Origin of the sequence: Streptomyces aurantiacus JA 4570 (genome assembly GCF_000414115.1) — a bacterium.
GTDB classification, from domain to species: Bacteria; Actinomycetota; Actinomycetes; order Streptomycetales; family Streptomycetaceae; genus Streptomyces; species Streptomyces aurantiacus_A.
This window is the reverse complement of sequence record NZ_AOPZ01000257.1, coordinates 19,776-34,516: the sequence shown is the minus strand read 5'-3', so window position 1 is coordinate 34,516 and position 14,741 is coordinate 19,776. Positions and strand designations below refer to the sequence as shown.

Annotated in this window: 12 protein-coding genes; 8 read left to right on the top strand and 4 right to left on the bottom strand. The window is 71.3% G+C overall.

The window, feature by feature from the left end:
* Nucleotides 1–338 precede the first annotated feature (338 nt).
* Both STRAU_RS23935 and ptsP read left to right on the top strand, forming a co-directional pair.
* Nucleotides 339–788: a PTS sugar transporter subunit IIA gene (locus STRAU_RS23935; RefSeq protein ID WP_037661499.1), complete on the top strand. Its 450-nt coding sequence runs from the start codon at nt 339–341 to the stop codon at nt 786–788.
* A gap of 84 nt (nt 789–872) precedes the next feature.
* On the top strand, nt 873–2,543 hold the full coding sequence (gene ptsP, locus STRAU_RS23930; RefSeq protein ID WP_037661496.1) for a phosphoenolpyruvate--protein phosphotransferase: 1,671 nt from the start codon (nt 873–875) through the stop codon (nt 2,541–2,543).
* Between the two features lie 52 nt (nt 2,544–2,595).
* Here the strand turns inward: ptsP and STRAU_RS23925 are convergent, their stop codons facing one another.
* Complete coding sequence (locus tag STRAU_RS23925) at nt 2,596–3,489, bottom strand: hypothetical protein (RefSeq protein ID WP_016642962.1); 894 nt, start codon at nt 3,487–3,489, stop codon at nt 2,596–2,598.
* Between the two features lie 79 nt (nt 3,490–3,568).
* A complete protein-coding gene (locus STRAU_RS23920) occupies nt 3,569–5,551 on the bottom strand; it encodes an acetoacetate--CoA ligase (RefSeq protein WP_016642961.1) in 1,983 nt (660 codons plus the stop codon).
* A gap of 235 nt (nt 5,552–5,786) precedes the next feature.
* On the opposite strand from STRAU_RS23920, the gene STRAU_RS23915 reads away from it, so the two are divergent.
* Entirely contained in the window at nt 5,787–8,144 is a 2,358-nt protein-coding gene (locus STRAU_RS23915; protein WP_037661508.1) for a glycoside hydrolase family 31 protein, read from the top strand.
* 40 nt (nt 8,145–8,184) lie between these two features.
* Here the strand turns inward: STRAU_RS23915 and STRAU_RS23910 are convergent, their stop codons facing one another.
* Complete coding sequence (locus tag STRAU_RS23910; protein WP_037661493.1) at nt 8,185–8,718, bottom strand: NUDIX domain-containing protein; 534 nt, start codon at nt 8,716–8,718, stop codon at nt 8,185–8,187.
* A 71-nt stretch (nt 8,719–8,789) separates the two neighbouring features.
* On the opposite strand from STRAU_RS23910, the gene STRAU_RS23905 reads away from it, so the two are divergent.
* The 5 genes from STRAU_RS23905 (at nt 8,790) to glpK (ending at nt 13,955) form a co-directional block, all read left to right on the top strand.
* Nucleotides 8,790–9,602 (top strand): M15 family metallopeptidase, encoded by an 813-nt coding sequence (locus STRAU_RS23905; RefSeq protein ID WP_016642957.1) that lies wholly within the window; start codon nt 8,790–8,792, stop codon nt 9,600–9,602.
* Between the two features lie 53 nt (nt 9,603–9,655).
* Nucleotides 9,656–10,090 (top strand): Zn-ribbon domain-containing OB-fold protein, encoded by a 435-nt coding sequence (locus STRAU_RS23900; RefSeq protein WP_037661506.1) that lies wholly within the window; start codon nt 9,656–9,658, stop codon nt 10,088–10,090.
* A complete protein-coding gene (locus tag STRAU_RS23895) occupies nt 10,087–11,277 on the top strand; it encodes a lipid-transfer protein (RefSeq protein ID WP_016642955.1) in 1,191 nt (396 codons plus the stop codon). The genes STRAU_RS23900 and STRAU_RS23895 overlap by 4 nt, the downstream gene beginning before the upstream one ends.
* Nucleotides 11,278–11,633: 356 nt before the next feature.
* Entirely contained in the window at nt 11,634–12,386 is a 753-nt protein-coding gene (locus STRAU_RS23890; RefSeq protein WP_016642954.1) for an MIP/aquaporin family protein, read from the top strand.
* A 24-nt stretch (nt 12,387–12,410) separates the two neighbouring features.
* Nucleotides 12,411–13,955, top strand: a complete 1,545-nt coding sequence (gene glpK / locus STRAU_RS23885) for a glycerol kinase GlpK (RefSeq protein ID WP_016642953.1) — start codon at nt 12,411–12,413, stop codon at nt 13,953–13,955.
* Nucleotides 13,956–14,102: 147 nt separating this feature from the next.
* Here the strand turns inward: glpK and STRAU_RS23880 are convergent, their stop codons facing one another.
* On the bottom strand, nt 14,103–14,708 hold the full coding sequence (locus STRAU_RS23880; protein ID WP_016642952.1) for a GTP-binding protein: 606 nt from the start codon (nt 14,706–14,708) through the stop codon (nt 14,103–14,105).
* Nucleotides 14,709–14,741 lie beyond the last annotated feature (33 nt).

Here is a 14,741-nt window from a genome sequence, read left to right as displayed (position 1 = left end):
GCGCTTCCCTTCGGTGTTTCCAAACTCTATCAGGTCATTTTCGGCTCTCTGACCACGATGATCTGTGGACATGAGGAACCAGACCCCGCGATAGGATCCGACTCGATAGTTGCTGCCTGGCCCCCGACGCTGAGTGCGTCGTCACGGCCCTGGGCAGGGGTCCGACTCTACAACGACGTCCGGGTCGGCGCAAATCGTTTGTGCAGTGCTTCTACGTCTGCCAACCGGGACCACTCGTGCGGAACCGGGACTTCCTATGACTTACGCTTCTGAACAGTGCGTCGTCCAGGACAGGTAGTGACGGCGGTATCGAATCTCCACCCCCTGGGAGGCTTGCCATGACCAGCGTTACGTCCCCGCTTGCTGGACGCGCCATCGGACTCGCTGCGGTACCCGATCCCGTGTTCTCGGGCGCGATGGTCGGCCCCGGCACGGCCATCGACCCTGTTCGCGAGCCCTCCGAGGCGGTTGCGCCCGTCGACGGCATCATCGTCTCTCTTCACCCGCACGCCTTCGTCGTGGTGGACGCCGAGGGCCACGGGGTTCTGACGCACCTGGGCATCGACACCGTTCAGCTCAATGGCGAGGGCTTCGAGCTCCTGGTCAACAAGGGGGACACCGTACAGCGCGGTCAGTCCGTGGTGCGCTGGGACCCGGCCGCCGTCGAGGCCGCCGGCAAGTCCCCGGTGTGCCCCGTCGTGGCGCTCGAGGCGACGGCCGAGTCCCTGTCGGACCTCGTCGAGGACGGCGATGTGAAGGCCGGCGACGCTCTCTTCGCCTGGAAGTAGTGACGGCAGCGCTGTCGCTGGTCGACGGCAGGTAGGACATCCACCGCGGCGGCTGGGCCCGTCGCATTATCGGAGACGGGTGAAATGGAGACAACGCTGCGAGGCGTCGGCGTGAGCCACGGGGTGGCGATCGGCGAGGTTCGGCACATGGGGACGGCGGTCCTCGAGCCGCCGGCCAAGCAGATCCCGGCGGAGGACGCGGAGCGCGAACAGGGGCGCGCCCGCAAGGCCGTCGAGGCTGTGGCCGCCGACCTGATGGCGCGCGGCAATCTGGCCGGCGGCGAGGCCCAGGCGGTGCTCGAGGCTCAGGCGATGATCGCTCAGGACCCGGAGCTCATCGCCGACGTGGACCGGCGCATCGCCGTCGGCAGCACGGCCGAGCGCGGTATCTACGACGCGTTCTCGCACTACCGCGAACTCCTCGCGGGCGCGGGCGAGTACATGGCCGGTCGCGTCGCCGACCTCGACGACGTGCGGAACCGTATCGTCGCGCGACTCCTTGGCGTTCCGATGCCGGGTGTGCCGGACAGCGACGAGCCGTACGTGCTCATCGCGCGTGACCTCGCGCCCGCGGACACCGCACTCCTCGACCCGGCCCTCGTCCTCGGCTTCGTCACCGAAGAGGGTGGGCCGACCAGCCACAGCGCGATCCTGGCCCGGGCGCTCGGTGTGCCCGCCGTCGTCGCGCTGCCCGGTGCCGGTGAGCTCGCCGAGGGCACGGTCGTGGCCGTCGACGGCAGCACCGGTGAGATCTTCGTCGACCCCAGCGCGGAGAAGCGTGCCGAGCTGGAGGCCGCCGCGGCCGAACGCAAGGCCGCGCTCGCCGCGACGACCGGACCGGGTGCCACCTCCGACGGCCACAAGGTGCCGCTCCTCGCGAACGTCGGCGGCCCCGCCGACGTGCCCGCCGCGGTCGAGGCGGGCGCCGAGGGCGTCGGTCTGTTCCGTACGGAGTTCCTCTTCCTCGACGACAGCACCAAGGCGCCGACCGAGGAGAAGCAGGTCGACGCCTACCGTCAGGTCCTCGAAGCCTTCCCCGAGGGCCGCGTCGTCGTGCGCGTCCTCGACGCCGGTGCGGACAAGCCGCTCGACTTCCTGACGCCGGCCGACGAGCCGAACCCGGCCCTCGGTGTGCGTGGTCTTCGGTCGCTCCTCGACCACCCCGAGGTGCTGCGGACCCAGCTGAGCGCGCTGGCCAAGGCCGCGGAGGGGCTTCCCGTCTACCTCGAGGTGATGGCTCCGATGGTCGCGGACCGTACGGACGCCAAGGCGTTCGCCGACGCGTGCCGTGAAGCGGGGCTGCAGGCCAAGTTCGGCGCCATGGTGGAGATCCCGTCCGCCGCACTCCGGGCGCGCTCGATCCTGCAGGAGGTCGAGTTCCTTTCGCTCGGCACCAACGACCTCGCGCAGTACACCTTCGCCGCCGACCGGCAGGTCGGTGCGGTGTCCAGGCTGCAGGACCCGTGGCAGCCCGCACTGCTCGACCTGGTCGCGCTGTCCGCCGAGTCGGCGAAGGCCGAGGGCAAGAGCTGTGGCGTGTGCGGTGAGGCCGCTTCCGACCCGCTGCTCGCGTGTGTGCTGACCGGTCTGGGTGTCACCTCCCTCTCCATGGGTGCCGCGTCGATTCCTTACGTCCGGGCGACGCTGGGCAAGTACACGCTGGCCCAGTGCGAGCGGGCCGCGGCCGCCGCCCGCGCCGCCGACAGCGCCGAAGAGGCACGCAAGGCGGCGCACGCCGTGCTGTCCGGCGAGTAAGAAACCTGTCCAGAGGGGCGCTCCACCCGCGTGGGTGGGGCGCCCCTCTGCGTCAGTGGCGGTGTCCTCCGTCTTGCGGCTCGTCCTCCCCCAAGTCCGGTGCCGCGCAGTAGTCGACGCCGGATTCCGGGGCGATGAGATCGCCGGAGAGGGCGTCGGTGCAGTAGGCGTCGAAGACTTCCGCGGCCGTGAGAGGGTGCAGCCGCTCGCCTTCCAGGCGCCAGCCGTGGACGCGGTCGCGGGTGCCGTCACTGGTGCGCATCACGAGGCCCCCGGAGCTCCGGATGGCGATGCCCACCGCCAGGACCGTCGTGAACTCCAGGGCTTCCGTCTCGTCCAGTCCGGGGCTTCCGTCGGCGGCGCATGTGACGTGCAGTGCGGCGAGGAGGGTCTGGCCGTCGCACGGGACGCTGCACACGAGGTGGCGGGCGACGGGACCGCTCGTGCCGATCGCGCGCATGAGCAGGTCGGAGGCCCTGGCGAAGGCGGCGCGTCCGATGTCGACACCGCAGTCGGCGCAGGCGCCGATGCGGGCCAGGAGCATGGTCGCGTACTCCCACGTGCTCTGCCGGACGGTCTCGTCGACTAGGTCGGGCACCATCTCGGCCAAGGGCCGGCCGTCGTACGGCATGGTCGGGCCCGTTGTCGCCAGTTCGGCGGTGAAGCGGGTGCGGCTCGCGGCGGCGTCCGGGTCGAGGTCGTGCTCCGTGCAGAACTCGGCGTACTCCTCCGGGTCGAAGAGCGCGACGCTGGTCAGTCCGCCCTGGTCGGCGAGCGACCTGAGCAGGGACTCCACCTGCCGCAGGTACGTCACGTGGTCGTCGAAGGTGAAAGTGCTGTAGCGGCGCATCGCCGCGAAGTCCTCGGCGTCGGCCAGCAGGCCGAAGGTGCCGGCGACCTCGCGGCGCAGGACGCGTCGCATCGTGCCGTCCTGGGTGTGCCCCATGATTCCCCCTGCGGTCAGTCGATCAATGCTCACTCACCGTAATGGGAGGCACTGACAATGGCCGCTGAGCGTGAGGGGTTCAGGCGCGTTCGCGGCCCAGACGCTCGTAGAAGCGGAGCAGTTCGATGTTGTCGACGGAGCCCGCGTTGACCGCCTTCTCCAGTGGGGTGCCCTGGAGCAGGCGCTTGACCGGGACCTCGATGCGCTTGCCGGTAAGGGTGTGCGGAATGGCGGGCACCTCGATGACCTCGTCCGGGACGTGGCGGGGTGAGAGCTGCTCGCGGATGGTCTCCTTGATGCGGGCGCGCAGGTCGTCGTCGAGGGCGGCGCCGGGGGCGAGGTGGATGAACAACGGCATCCAGTAGCCGCCGTCGGGCTGCTCGGCGCCGATGACCAGGGACTCGCGGATCTCCGGGAGGCGTTCCACGACTTCGTAGATGTCGGCTGAACCCATGCGTACGCCCTGGCGGTTGAGCGTCGAGTCGGAACGGCCGTGGATGACGACGGAGCCGCGCGAGGTGAGGGTGATCCAGTCGCCGTGCCGCCATACGCCGGGGTAGGTGTCGAAGTAGCTGTCGTGGTAGCGGCTGCCGTCCGGGTCGTTCCAGAAGCGGATCGGCATGGACGGCATGGGGTTGGTGACGACGAGCTCCCCGACCTCGTCGACGAGGGGCTTGCCCTGTGCGTCCCATGCCTGCAGATCGGTGCCGAGGCAGGGGGCCTGGAGCTCGCCGATGTGGACGGGCAGCGTCGGCACGGCGCCCGCGAAGCAGGAGCAGACGTCGGTGCCGCCGCTGACGGAGGCGATCCACACCTCTCCGGAGGCGTCGGCGAACTCGTCGTGCAGCCAGCGGAATCCGTCCGGCGGCAGCGGGGAGCCGGTGGTGGCCACGCACTGCACGCGCGAGAGGTCGAAGTCGCGCGCGGGGTGCACGTCCGCCTTGCGGCAGGCCATGACGTACGCGGCGGACGTCCCGAAGAGTGTCGCTCCGGTGCGCTCGGCCACGCGCCACTGGGCGGCGGTGTCGGGGTATCCGGGGCTGCCGTCGTAGAGGACGATCGTCGTGCCCGTGAGCAGGCCGGAGACGAGGAAGTTCCACATCATCCAGCCGGTGGACGTGTACCAGAAGAACCGGTCGTCGGGGCCGAGGTCGCAGTGCAGGCCGACCTGCTTCAGGTGCTCCACGAGGATGCCGCCCTGGGACTGGACGATCGCCTTGGGCAGGCCGGTGGTACCGGAGGAGTAGAGCACCCACAGGGGGTGGTCGAAGGGGACGGCTTCGAAGACGGGGGCCGTGTCCGCCGCGGTGAGCGCGGACCAGTCCAGGGCGCCTTCGGGGGCCGGGGTGCCGAGCAGCGGGATGTGGACCACCGCGCGCAGGGTGGGCAGTTCGCGGCGCAGTTCGGCGACGGTGTCGCGGCGGTCGTGTTCCTTGCCTCCGTAGCGGTAGCCGTCGACCGTGAAGAGGACCACGGGTTCGACCTGCTGGAAGCGGTCGAGGACGCTGCGGGCGCCGAAGTCGGGCGCGCAGGAGGTCCAGACGGCACCGACGGCGGCGGTCGCGAGGAGGGCGACGACGGCCTCGGGAATGTTCGGCAGGTAGCCGCTGACGCGGTCTCCGGGGCGTACGCCGAGGCCACGGAGTTCCGCGGCCAGGGAGCCCACTTGGCGGCGCAGCTCGGACCAGGTGAGCGGGGTCGGGTCGTGCGTCTCGTCCACGTGGAGGATGGCCGGGGCGTCCGCGCGCGCGGGGTCCTCGCCGGCGCGCAGGGCGTGCTCCGCGTAGTTGAGGGTGGCGCCGGGGAACCACTGGGCGCCGGGCATGGAGCGGTCGCCGAGCACGCGCGCGTAGGGCGTGGAGAAGCGCACGTCGAACCATTCGGTGACGGCCTTCCAGAAGGTGTCGAGCTCGTCGACCGACCAGCGGTGCAGGGCCTCGTAGCCGCCCGTGGCGGGCGCGCCGTGGTGCTCGGCGGCCCATGCCTGGAAACGCGTGACCTGTGCGCCGGCGATCCGCTGCTGGTCAGGCTGCCAGAGCGGGGAGGGATTCGCTGAGGACATGGGTCTGCTCCTGGACTGTGCGCGTCGTGGGCGGCTGTCGTGCGCACGGGCGTGGTGTGCGCGTGACACGGCTGACACGGACGATGCCACGTGATCGACTTCCGCACCAGGGTGTCCGGCCGGACAGGCGTGGGAGGGCGGCTCCGGTGAGAGTTGGTGACGCGAGACGGCGCTCGGGATGAACGGCAGTTGAACGAGGTACACCTGCTGCGCCTTCGGTGGCAGGGTGAACTGCATGAACGGTCGTGACCTGGTGCGTTCGGTGAAGGCGGTCGGCCTGTCCGACACGGCCCATGGGTTGCGCCTGGTGCGCTCGGCGTGGCGTCGGCGGCGGACCGACGCGGCGGGTCTGCCGCCGCGGGGCAACGAGCGGGCCCGGACGCCCGGTCCTGTCACCCTGGTGGAGCCCGGCCCGGGCGGTGGTGTGGTGCGGTTCGCGAGGTCCGAGCTGCGGGTGCGGGTCACGTCGGGCGGGGCGGTGTTCTGGGGCTGGGACGGGGCCGAGCCCGATCCGTCGTACGCGCTGGCCGGAGGCAGTCCCGAGGCGGATCCGCGGGCCGTCCTGGAGCCCGACAAGGAGGGCGGCTGGCGGGTGGTGTCGGAGCGGGCGACCGTGGTCGTCTCGCGGCACGGGGCGGTCGAGCTGCGCACGCCGGGCGGGGTGATGCTGCGGCGCGACCTGCCGCCGCGCTGGTGGGAGCCGGCCGAGGGCGGGGCGGCACGCTGGGTGCAGCGGTCGGAGGTGGCGCCGGACGCGCGGTTCTTCGGCCTTGGCGGGCGGGCCTCGGGGCCGCGGCTGCGGAACGGGACGTACCGCTTGTGGAACACGGATCCCGGTGGCTCCTTCGGGCCCGGGGACGATCCGCTGTACATCACGATGCCGGTCCAGTGGGTGGTCGCCGACGCGGGGACCCATCTGGTCTTCCACGACAACAGCTGGGACGGCACGGTGACCGTGCGCGAGGGCCAGGAGGGCGCCGGCTCCGGGCACGACCGGGCCGGGTCCTGCGAGGTGCGCATGGACGGCGGGCCGCTGCGGTGCTGGGTCATGATGGGCACCCCCGCGCGCGTGCTGCACTCCTGGGCGGCGCTCACCGGCGCGCCCGCGGTGCCGCCGGCATGGGCGCTCGGCCACCATCACGCGCGATGGGGCTTCGGCAGCGAGCAGGAGGTGCGCAGGATCGTCGCGGGCTACCAGGAGCGCGGGCTGCCTCTGGACGCCCTGCACTTGGACATCGACCACTTCGACGGACACCAGGTGTTCACGGTGGACAAGGAGCGTTTCCCCTCCCTGCCGAAGCTGGCCGGCGAGCTGCGCGGGGCCGGGATCCGGCTGGTGTCGATCGTGGACCCGGCGGTGAAGGCCGAGCCGGGAAACGCCGTGTACGACGGCGGGGCGGCGGCGGACGCCTTCGTGCGGGACGCGGCGGGGCGGGCCGTGCGGGGCCTGGTCTGGCCGGGCGAGTCGGTGTACCCGGACTTCACGGCGGGGCGGGTGCGCAAGTGGTGGGGCGGGCTGTACGACGAGCGGCTCGCGCAGGGCTTCGCGGGCTTCTGGCACGACATGAACGAGCCGGTGTCGTTCGCGGCGTTCGGCGAGACGACCCTCCCCCGCTCCGCCCGGCACGCCCTGGAGGGCCGCGGCGGCGATCACCGCGAGGCGCACAACGTCTATGCCCTGGGGATGGCCCGCGCGGGGTACGAGGGCGTGCGCGAACTGCGGCCCACGGAGCGGCCGTTCCTGTTCTCGCGCTCCGGCTGGGCCGGAATGCAGCGCTACGGAGGGACGTGGTCGGGTGACGTGGCCAGCGACTGGCCGGGGCTGCGGGCCTCGCTGGCGCTGGTGCTCGGGCTCGGCCTGTGCGGGGTGCCGTACTCCGGCCCGGACATCGGGGGCTTCGACGGCAGTCCGTCGCCGGAGCTGTACCTGCGCTGGTTCCAACTCGGGGCGTATCTCCCGCTGTTCCGTACGCATGCGGCGCTGCACGCCGGTCGCAGGGAGCCCTGGGAGTTCGGGCCCGATGTGCTGGAGCACGCGCGCGTGGCGCTCGCCGAGCGTGGCCGGCTGCTGCCGTACTTCGTGACGCTCGCGCACCTGGCGCGGCGCACCGGCGCGCCGTATGTGCGTCCCCTGTGGTGGGGGTGTCCGGAGGACAGGGCACTGCGGGACTGCGAGGACGCGTTCCTGCTGGGCGACTGCCTGCTGGTCGCGCCGGTCCTGCGGGAGGGAAGCGTCGAGAGGGACGTACGGCTGCCGCCGGGCCGGTGGTACGACACCGTGACCGGGAAGGCGTACGAAGGGCCCGGCCGGGTCCTCCTGGACGCTCCCCTGTCCCGCATACCGGTGCTCGCGCGGGCGGGCGCGGTGCTGCCTGTGCGGGGCGAGGACGGGCGGCTCTCGCTGGAGGTGTGGGCGCCCGCGAAGGGGCGTACCGGCGGCGGTCTGGTGATCGCGGATGCCGGTGACGGGTGGGAGGAGCCGGAGCTCCAACGCTTCGGTGTGCGCTGGAGCGGGGAGGAACTCCTGGTCGAGAAGGAGGGCGACGAGCCGGAGCGCACCGTGGGGTATCCGGTGCGGGTGCGCGGGATGTGAGGCCCGCGCGGCCCTCAGCCCGGACGCGGCGCCGTTCGCCTCAGATGTAGCGCCCGTCGAACCATGCCCGCACCACCGACGTGTGCAGGGGGAAGGCGAGTTCGGCGGGCCGGTGGAGCAGTTCCCAGCCCTCGGTCTCGTCGGTCGGTGCGGACTGCGGCAGATCGGCCGCGGACCGTTCGGGCAGCAGGCCGAACAGCAGCACGTGTCCGTCGGGCGAGCTGAGCACCTCGACGATCCGTACGTCGTGGCTCGCGGCGCTGATGCCGGTCTCTTCCTTGAGCTCCCGGACGACGGCGTGCCGCCAGTCCTCTCGGTGGTCCACGTAGCCGCCGGGCAGGGCCGTGCCCCCGCGCGCGGGGGCGATGGACCGGGTCACGACGACGAGGCCGGTGCCCTTCGTGTCGTACGCCGGCTGGAGGGCTATGGCGACGGGGAGCGGATTCCGGTAGGCCACGGTTTCGCAGTCCGGGCAGGTGCGGGGCCAGCCCGTGGCGTGGTCTCCGTAGAGCGCGCCGCAGCTTGAGCAGTGGGAATCCGGTGCCGGGTTGGTGGGGTGCAGGGATGGGGACACGCGGCGGACTGTATCCGATCTCCGAGCGTCGGTCTTCCGTGGAGGGCCAACCTCCTGATAGATGCGGGTACATGACAGCATTCGCCCCCGCTCTGCGGAAACTCGCGGTCACCGCCGCCGCCCTGGTCGTCGTGGCCATGGCGCCCGCGCCCGCCCAGGCACACACCGAACCCCGGGCCCCGAAGGGCTTCGTGGCGCTGAGGGACGTGGACCCGACGATCATCCAGGAGATGCGCTACTTCACCCCGCACAACTTCGTGGGCGAGCCCATCGACGGCTACCGGAAGCCGATGTGCATCCTCACCGAACCCGCCGCGAAAGCACTGCACAAGGCGCAGCGGAGCCTGCTGCGCCAGGGCTACTCCCTGAAGGTGTACGACTGCTACCGGCCGCAGCGGGCCGTCGACCACTTCGTGCGGTGGGCCGAGGATCTGCGCGACGAGCGCATGAAGGGCGAGTTCTATCCCCGGGTGGACAAGACGCGCCTCTTCGAAGACGGCTACATCGCCAAGAAGTCGGGGCACAGCAGGGGCTCCACGGTCGATCTGACGATCGTGCGGCTCCCGGCGAAGCCGACCCGGCCGTACATCCCCGGAGAGCCCCTGAAGCCCTGTTTCGCGCCCCGGGGCGAGCGTTTCCCGGACAACTCCGTGGACATGGGCACCGGGTACGACTGCTTCGACACGCTGTCCCACACCGATGACCCGCGCGTCACCGGGAAGCAGCGGGCACACCGCGACCTGCTGCGGAGCACCCTCGCGAAGTCCGGCTTCGTCAACCTTCCCGAGGAGTGGTGGCACTTCACGTACAAGCCCGAGCTCTTCCCGGACACCTACTTCGACTTCCCGGTGTCGCGCCGGGCGCTGCCCGTGGCACACTTCTGACGTTCCGTCAGATCCAGTGTGCGGGAGGGGCCATGTCCCGAGTGCGTACGCCCGTGGTGGCGCGGTGGTTCGACGGGGAGGGGGACGGCTTCCGGCTTCTCGGCACGCGGTGCGCGTCGTGCGCCGCGGTCTTCTTCCCGCGCGAGGACGGCTTCTGCCGCAATCCCGGGTGCGCCGGCGGCGAGCTGGTCGAGGTCGCGCTCTCGCGGCGCGGGCGCGTGTGGTCGTACACCGACGGGCGCTACCGCCCGCCGGCTCCGTACGTTTCGGACCCGGAACTTCCCTGGGAGCCCTACACGTTGATCGCTGTGGAGCTGGCGGCGGAGCGGATGGTGGTGCTCGGCCAGGCGGCTCCGGGGGTGACCGTCGCCGACCTGGAGGTCGGCATGGAGGTGGAGGTCGTCCCCGGCGTGCTCGATGAGGACCCCGGGGAGCCTTCGACGACGTGGACGACGTGGCACTGGCGGCCGGTGGGGGTGGGGGCATGAGCGGCGATGTGGCGGTGCTCGGCGCGGGCATGCACCCCTGGGGCAAGTGGGGACGCGGCTTCGTCGAGTACGGGACGGTGGCGGCGCGGGCGGCCCTGGCGGACGCGGGGGTCGACTGGCGGGACGTCACATCCGTCGTCGGCGCGGACACCGTGCGGGGCGGCTATCCCGGGTATGTGGCGGGAGCGACATTCGCGAAGGCACTCGGCTGGCAGGGCGCACGCGTGGCGAGTGTGTACGCCGCGTGCGCGTCCGGGGCCCAGGCGATCGCCACGGCGCGCGCCCAGCTGCTCGCCGGGCTCGCCGACGTGGTCCTCGTGGTCGGCGCCGACGCCGCGCCCAAGGGCTTCTTCCGGCCCGCCGGAGGCGACCGGCCGGACGACCCTGACTGGCTGCGCTTCCGCGTCCTCGGTGCCACGAACCCCACGTACTTCGCGTTGTACGCCCGCCGCCGCATGGCGGTGCACGGCGACACCCTGGAGGACTTCGCCCACGTCAAGGTGAAGAACGCGGCCCTGGGGGCGCTCAACCCGCACGCGCGCTACCGAAAGCCCGTCACCGCCGACGAGGTCGCCGCCTCCGCCGTCGTCGCCGATCCGCTGCGGCTGCTCGACATCTGCGCCACGTCGGACGGCGCCGCGGCGCTCGTGCTGTCCACCCTGGAGTTCGCCCGCCGGCACGGCGCGAGCACGCCGGTGCGGATCCGCGCGGTGTCCACCGTCACCCCCACGTATCCGAACACGGTCCTGGACCTGCCGGACATCGCCACCGACTCGTCTGCGGCCGTGCCGCCCGCGGACCGCACCTTCCGGGAGTCCGTCGCGCACGCGGCGTACGAAGAGGCGGGCATCGGCCCCGACGACCTCTCCGTGGCCGAGGTGTACGACCTGTCGACGGCCCTGGAGCTCCAGTGGTACGAGGACCTCGGCCTGTGCGGCGAAGGCGAGGGCGCCAAGCTCCTGCGGGAGGGCACGACCGCGCCGGGCGGGCGCATACCCGTGAACACCAGTGGTGGACTCGCCTCCTTCGGAGAGGCCGTTCCGGCCCAGGCCATCGCCCAAGTCTGCGAACTCACCTGGCAGTTGCGAGGCACGGCGGGAACGCGGCAGATCGAGGGCGCGCGGGTCGGGATCACCGCGAACCAGGGGCTGTTCGGGCACGGCTCGTCGGTGGTCGCCGTGCGCTGACATCGTCCCCGGAGGCCCGGCGACGGAAGTCGTCGCCCCGGTCAACCGGTGGCGTCCGCGACCTTGACGCTCCATCACCACCGGTGAACACTTCCCGGTGTCAGTCGGCATCGCCGCTCTTCGGCATCTCGCCGCTCAGGGCCCGTGTGCTCCAAGGCTCCGCGCAAAGAGCCTGTTCAACGGGTCATCCCCCATGGGCGATTCGACTGCGACGGCACGCTCGCCACCGAGGCCGGGCAGGGCGCGGGACCCCTGCCCCCAGCCGGTGCGGGCTGCGGCCGGGCAGTAGTCGTGGGAACGCACCCTGCACGGAGTACCGGGGCCCACCACCCCGGGCCAAGGGCCTAGGAGCCGCCATGTACTCGAATGGGGACATCTTCGTCGGTGAGATCATCGGCACCGCGATCCTGATTCTCTTCGGCGCCGGCGTGTGCGCCGCCGTCACCCTGAACCACTCGAAGGCCAAAGCTTCCGGATGGATCGTCATCGCGTTCGGCTGGGGCTTCGGTGTGATGGCGGGTGCCTACACCGCCGCGCCGCTGTCCGGGGGCCACCTGAACCCGGCCGTCACCCTCGGCATCGCCGTCGACACCGAGAAATGGGACAAGGTCTGGATCTATCTGGCGGGGCAGATGATCGGCGCCATGCTCGGCGCCGTCCTCGCGTACCTGGTGTATCTCGCGCAGTTCAATGCCAACGGGACACGGGGCACCAAGGCGGTGCCCGGGACGCACACTCCCACGCCGACGCTCGGCATCTTCTCCACCATCCCGGAGATCAGGAACCCCGTCGCCAACCTGCTGACCGAGATCATCGGAACCGTCGCCCTGGTGCTGCCCATCCTCTCCTTCGGCCTCACCAAGGGGCTCGGCGAGTCCGGCACCCAGATCCTGATCGTCGCCTTCCTCGTCGTCGGCATCGGCCTCTCGCTCGGCGGGCCCACCGGCTACGCGATCAACCCCGCGCGTGACCTCGGCCCGCGCATCGTGCACCACTTCCTGCCGATCCCGAACAAGGGCACGTCCGACTGGAGTTATGCCTGGGTTCCGGTCGCCGGACCGCTGATCGGCGGGCTCCTCGCGGGTCTCCTCTACAACGCAGCCTTCTGAGCAGCCTTCCTCCAAGGGGTAGCCATGACGGACAGCTCCGTGAAATTCGTCGCCGCAATCGACCAAGGCACCACCTCGAGCCGCTGCATCGTCTTCGACCAGGACGGCGCGATCGTGGCCGTGGACCAGCGCGAGCACCGGCAGATCTTTCCCAAGCCCGGCTGGGTGGAGCACGACGCCACCGAGATCTGGTCCAAGGTGCAGGCGGTCGTCGCGGGCGCGCTCGCCAAGGCGGGACTGCGCGCGGACCAGCTCAGCGCGCTCGGCATCACCAACCAGCGGGAGACGACGGTCCTGTGGGACCGCGCCACCGGCAAGCCCGTGCACAACGCGATCGTCTGGCAGGACACCCGGACATCGGCGCTCTGCAACGAACTGGGCGGCTCGGACGGCCAGGACCGCTTCCGCGACCAGACCGGCCTGCCGCTCGCGAGCTACTTCTCCGGGCCCAAGGCGGCCTGGCTGCTCGACAACGTGCCCGGCCTGCGGGCGCGCGCCGAGCGCGGCGACATCGCCTTCGGGACCATCGACTCCTGGCTCATCTGGAACCTCACCGGCGGCACGGACGGCGGCGTGCACGTCACCGACGTCACCAACGCGGGGCGCACGATGCTGATGAACCTGGAGACCCTCCAGTGGGACTCCTCGATCCTGTCGGCGATGAACGTCCCGGAGGCTGTCCTGCCGGAGATCAAGTCGTCGGCCGAGGTGTACGGAACGGCCGTCGGACAGCTCTCGGGCGTCCCGGTCGCCTCCGCGCTCGGCGACCAGCAGGCCGCCATCTTCGGGCAGGCTTGCTACGACACCGGTACGGCCAAGAACACCTACGGCACGGGCAGCTTCCTGCTGCTCAACACCGGCAACCGGCCCGTGGCCTCGAAGAGCGGCCTGCTCACCACCATGGGGTACAAGATCGGCTCCGAGGCCCCGGTGTACTGCCTGGAGGGCTCCATCGCGATCACCGGGGCGCTCGTGCAGTGGTTCCGCGACCAGCTCGGCATCATCCGCACCGCGGACGAGATCGAGACGCTCGCGGCGAGCGTGGACGACAACGGCGGCGCCTACATCGTGCCCGCGTTCTCCGGCCTGTTCGCGCCGTACTGGCGCTCCGACGCGCGCGGTGTCGTCACCGGCCTCACCCGGTACGTCACCAAGGCGCACCTCGCCCGCGCGGTCCTGGAGGCGACGAGCTGGCAGACCCGCGAGGTCGTCGACGCCATGTACCAGGACTCCGGGGTGCGCATCACCACCCTGAAGGTGGACGGCGGCATGACCAAGAACAACCTGCTGATGCAGCACCAGGCGGACGTGCTCGGTGTGCCCGTGATCCGGCCGCGGGTGTCCGAGACGACGTGCCTGGGCGCCGCGTACGCCGCCGGGCTCGCCACGGGCGTGTGGAACGACCTGGACGAGCTGAAGGCGCACTGGCAGCGCGACGCCGAGTGGACACCGCAGATGGCGGAGGCCGAGCGCGAGCGCGAGTACCGCAACTGGCGCAAGGCGGTGGAGCGCAGCTTCGGGTGGCACGAAGACGGCAGCGACGGCGAAGGCAGCGACAGCGGAGGCTGAGGCGCTTGCCGCGCGTCCCCGGTCCTCGCCCCGGCCGGGGCACGTGCGGCAGGCACGCGCGCGTGGACGGTCGCCCGCCGCACGCGCGCGTGGCCGGTACGCGGCTCGTACCCCGGTCGGCGAGGGTACGGGCCGTGACGCCCTTCGTCAGGTGGCGACCGGCTCCCTGGCCGCCGCCCCGATGGCCATCGCGTGTTCGACGACGTCGATCAGGACTTCCTTGACGGACTCCTTCTCGCGCGCGTCGCACAGCACCACGGGGGTCTTCTCGTCGAGGTCCAGGGCGTGGCGCACCGCGTCGGAGGGGTAACGCGTGGCTCCTTCGAAGCAGTTGACGCCGACAACGAACGGTATGGAGCGGCGTTCGAAGTAGTCGACGGCGGCGAAGCAGTCCTCCAGGCGGCGGGTGTCGGCGAGCACCACGGCTCCGAGCGCCCCGGTGGCCAGCTCGTCCCAGAGGAACCAGAAGCGGTCCTGTCCGGGGGTGCCGAAGAGGTACAGGACCAGGTCTTCGCGCAGCGTGATCCGGCCGAAGTCCATGGCCACGGTGGTGGTGTGCTTGCCCGGGACGCCGTTGGTGTCGTCGACGGGCCGCCCGGCCTCGCTGAGGTTCTCCTCCGTGCGCAGGGGCTTGATCTCGCTGACCGCGCCGACGAGGGTCGTCTTGCCCACGCCGAAGCCGCCCGCCACCAGGATCTTCAGCGTGACCGGCTCGACGGGGGCCGTACCGCGCTCAGAACGCTTGAAGATCATTGCTCTCTTCTCCTGCATCAGTCATCAGTGGTG

Coding starts and splice junctions, on each gene's coding strand:
- ptsP (WP_037661496.1), top strand. CDS start 873: ATGGAGACAACGCTGCGAGGCGTCGGCGTGAGCCACGGGGTGGCGATC.
- STRAU_RS23935 (WP_037661499.1), top strand. CDS start 339: ATGACCAGCGTTACGTCCCCGCTTGCTGGACGCGCCATCGGACTCGCT.
- STRAU_RS23920 (WP_016642961.1), bottom strand. CDS start 5,551: ATGTCCTCAGCGAATCCCTCCCCGCTCTGGCAGCCTGACCAGCAGCGG.
- STRAU_RS23895 (WP_016642955.1), top strand. CDS start 10,087: ATGAGCGGCGATGTGGCGGTGCTCGGCGCGGGCATGCACCCCTGGGGC.
- STRAU_RS23890 (WP_016642954.1), top strand. CDS start 11,634: ATGTACTCGAATGGGGACATCTTCGTCGGTGAGATCATCGGCACCGCG.
- glpK (WP_016642953.1), top strand. CDS start 12,411: ATGACGGACAGCTCCGTGAAATTCGTCGCCGCAATCGACCAAGGCACC.
- STRAU_RS23905 (WP_016642957.1), top strand. CDS start 8,790: ATGACAGCATTCGCCCCCGCTCTGCGGAAACTCGCGGTCACCGCCGCC.
- STRAU_RS23925 (WP_016642962.1), bottom strand. CDS start 3,489: ATGGGGCACACCCAGGACGGCACGATGCGACGCGTCCTGCGCCGCGAG.
- STRAU_RS23915 (WP_037661508.1), top strand. CDS start 5,787: ATGAACGGTCGTGACCTGGTGCGTTCGGTGAAGGCGGTCGGCCTGTCC.
- STRAU_RS23880 (WP_016642952.1), bottom strand. CDS start 14,708: ATGATCTTCAAGCGTTCTGAGCGCGGTACGGCCCCCGTCGAGCCGGTC.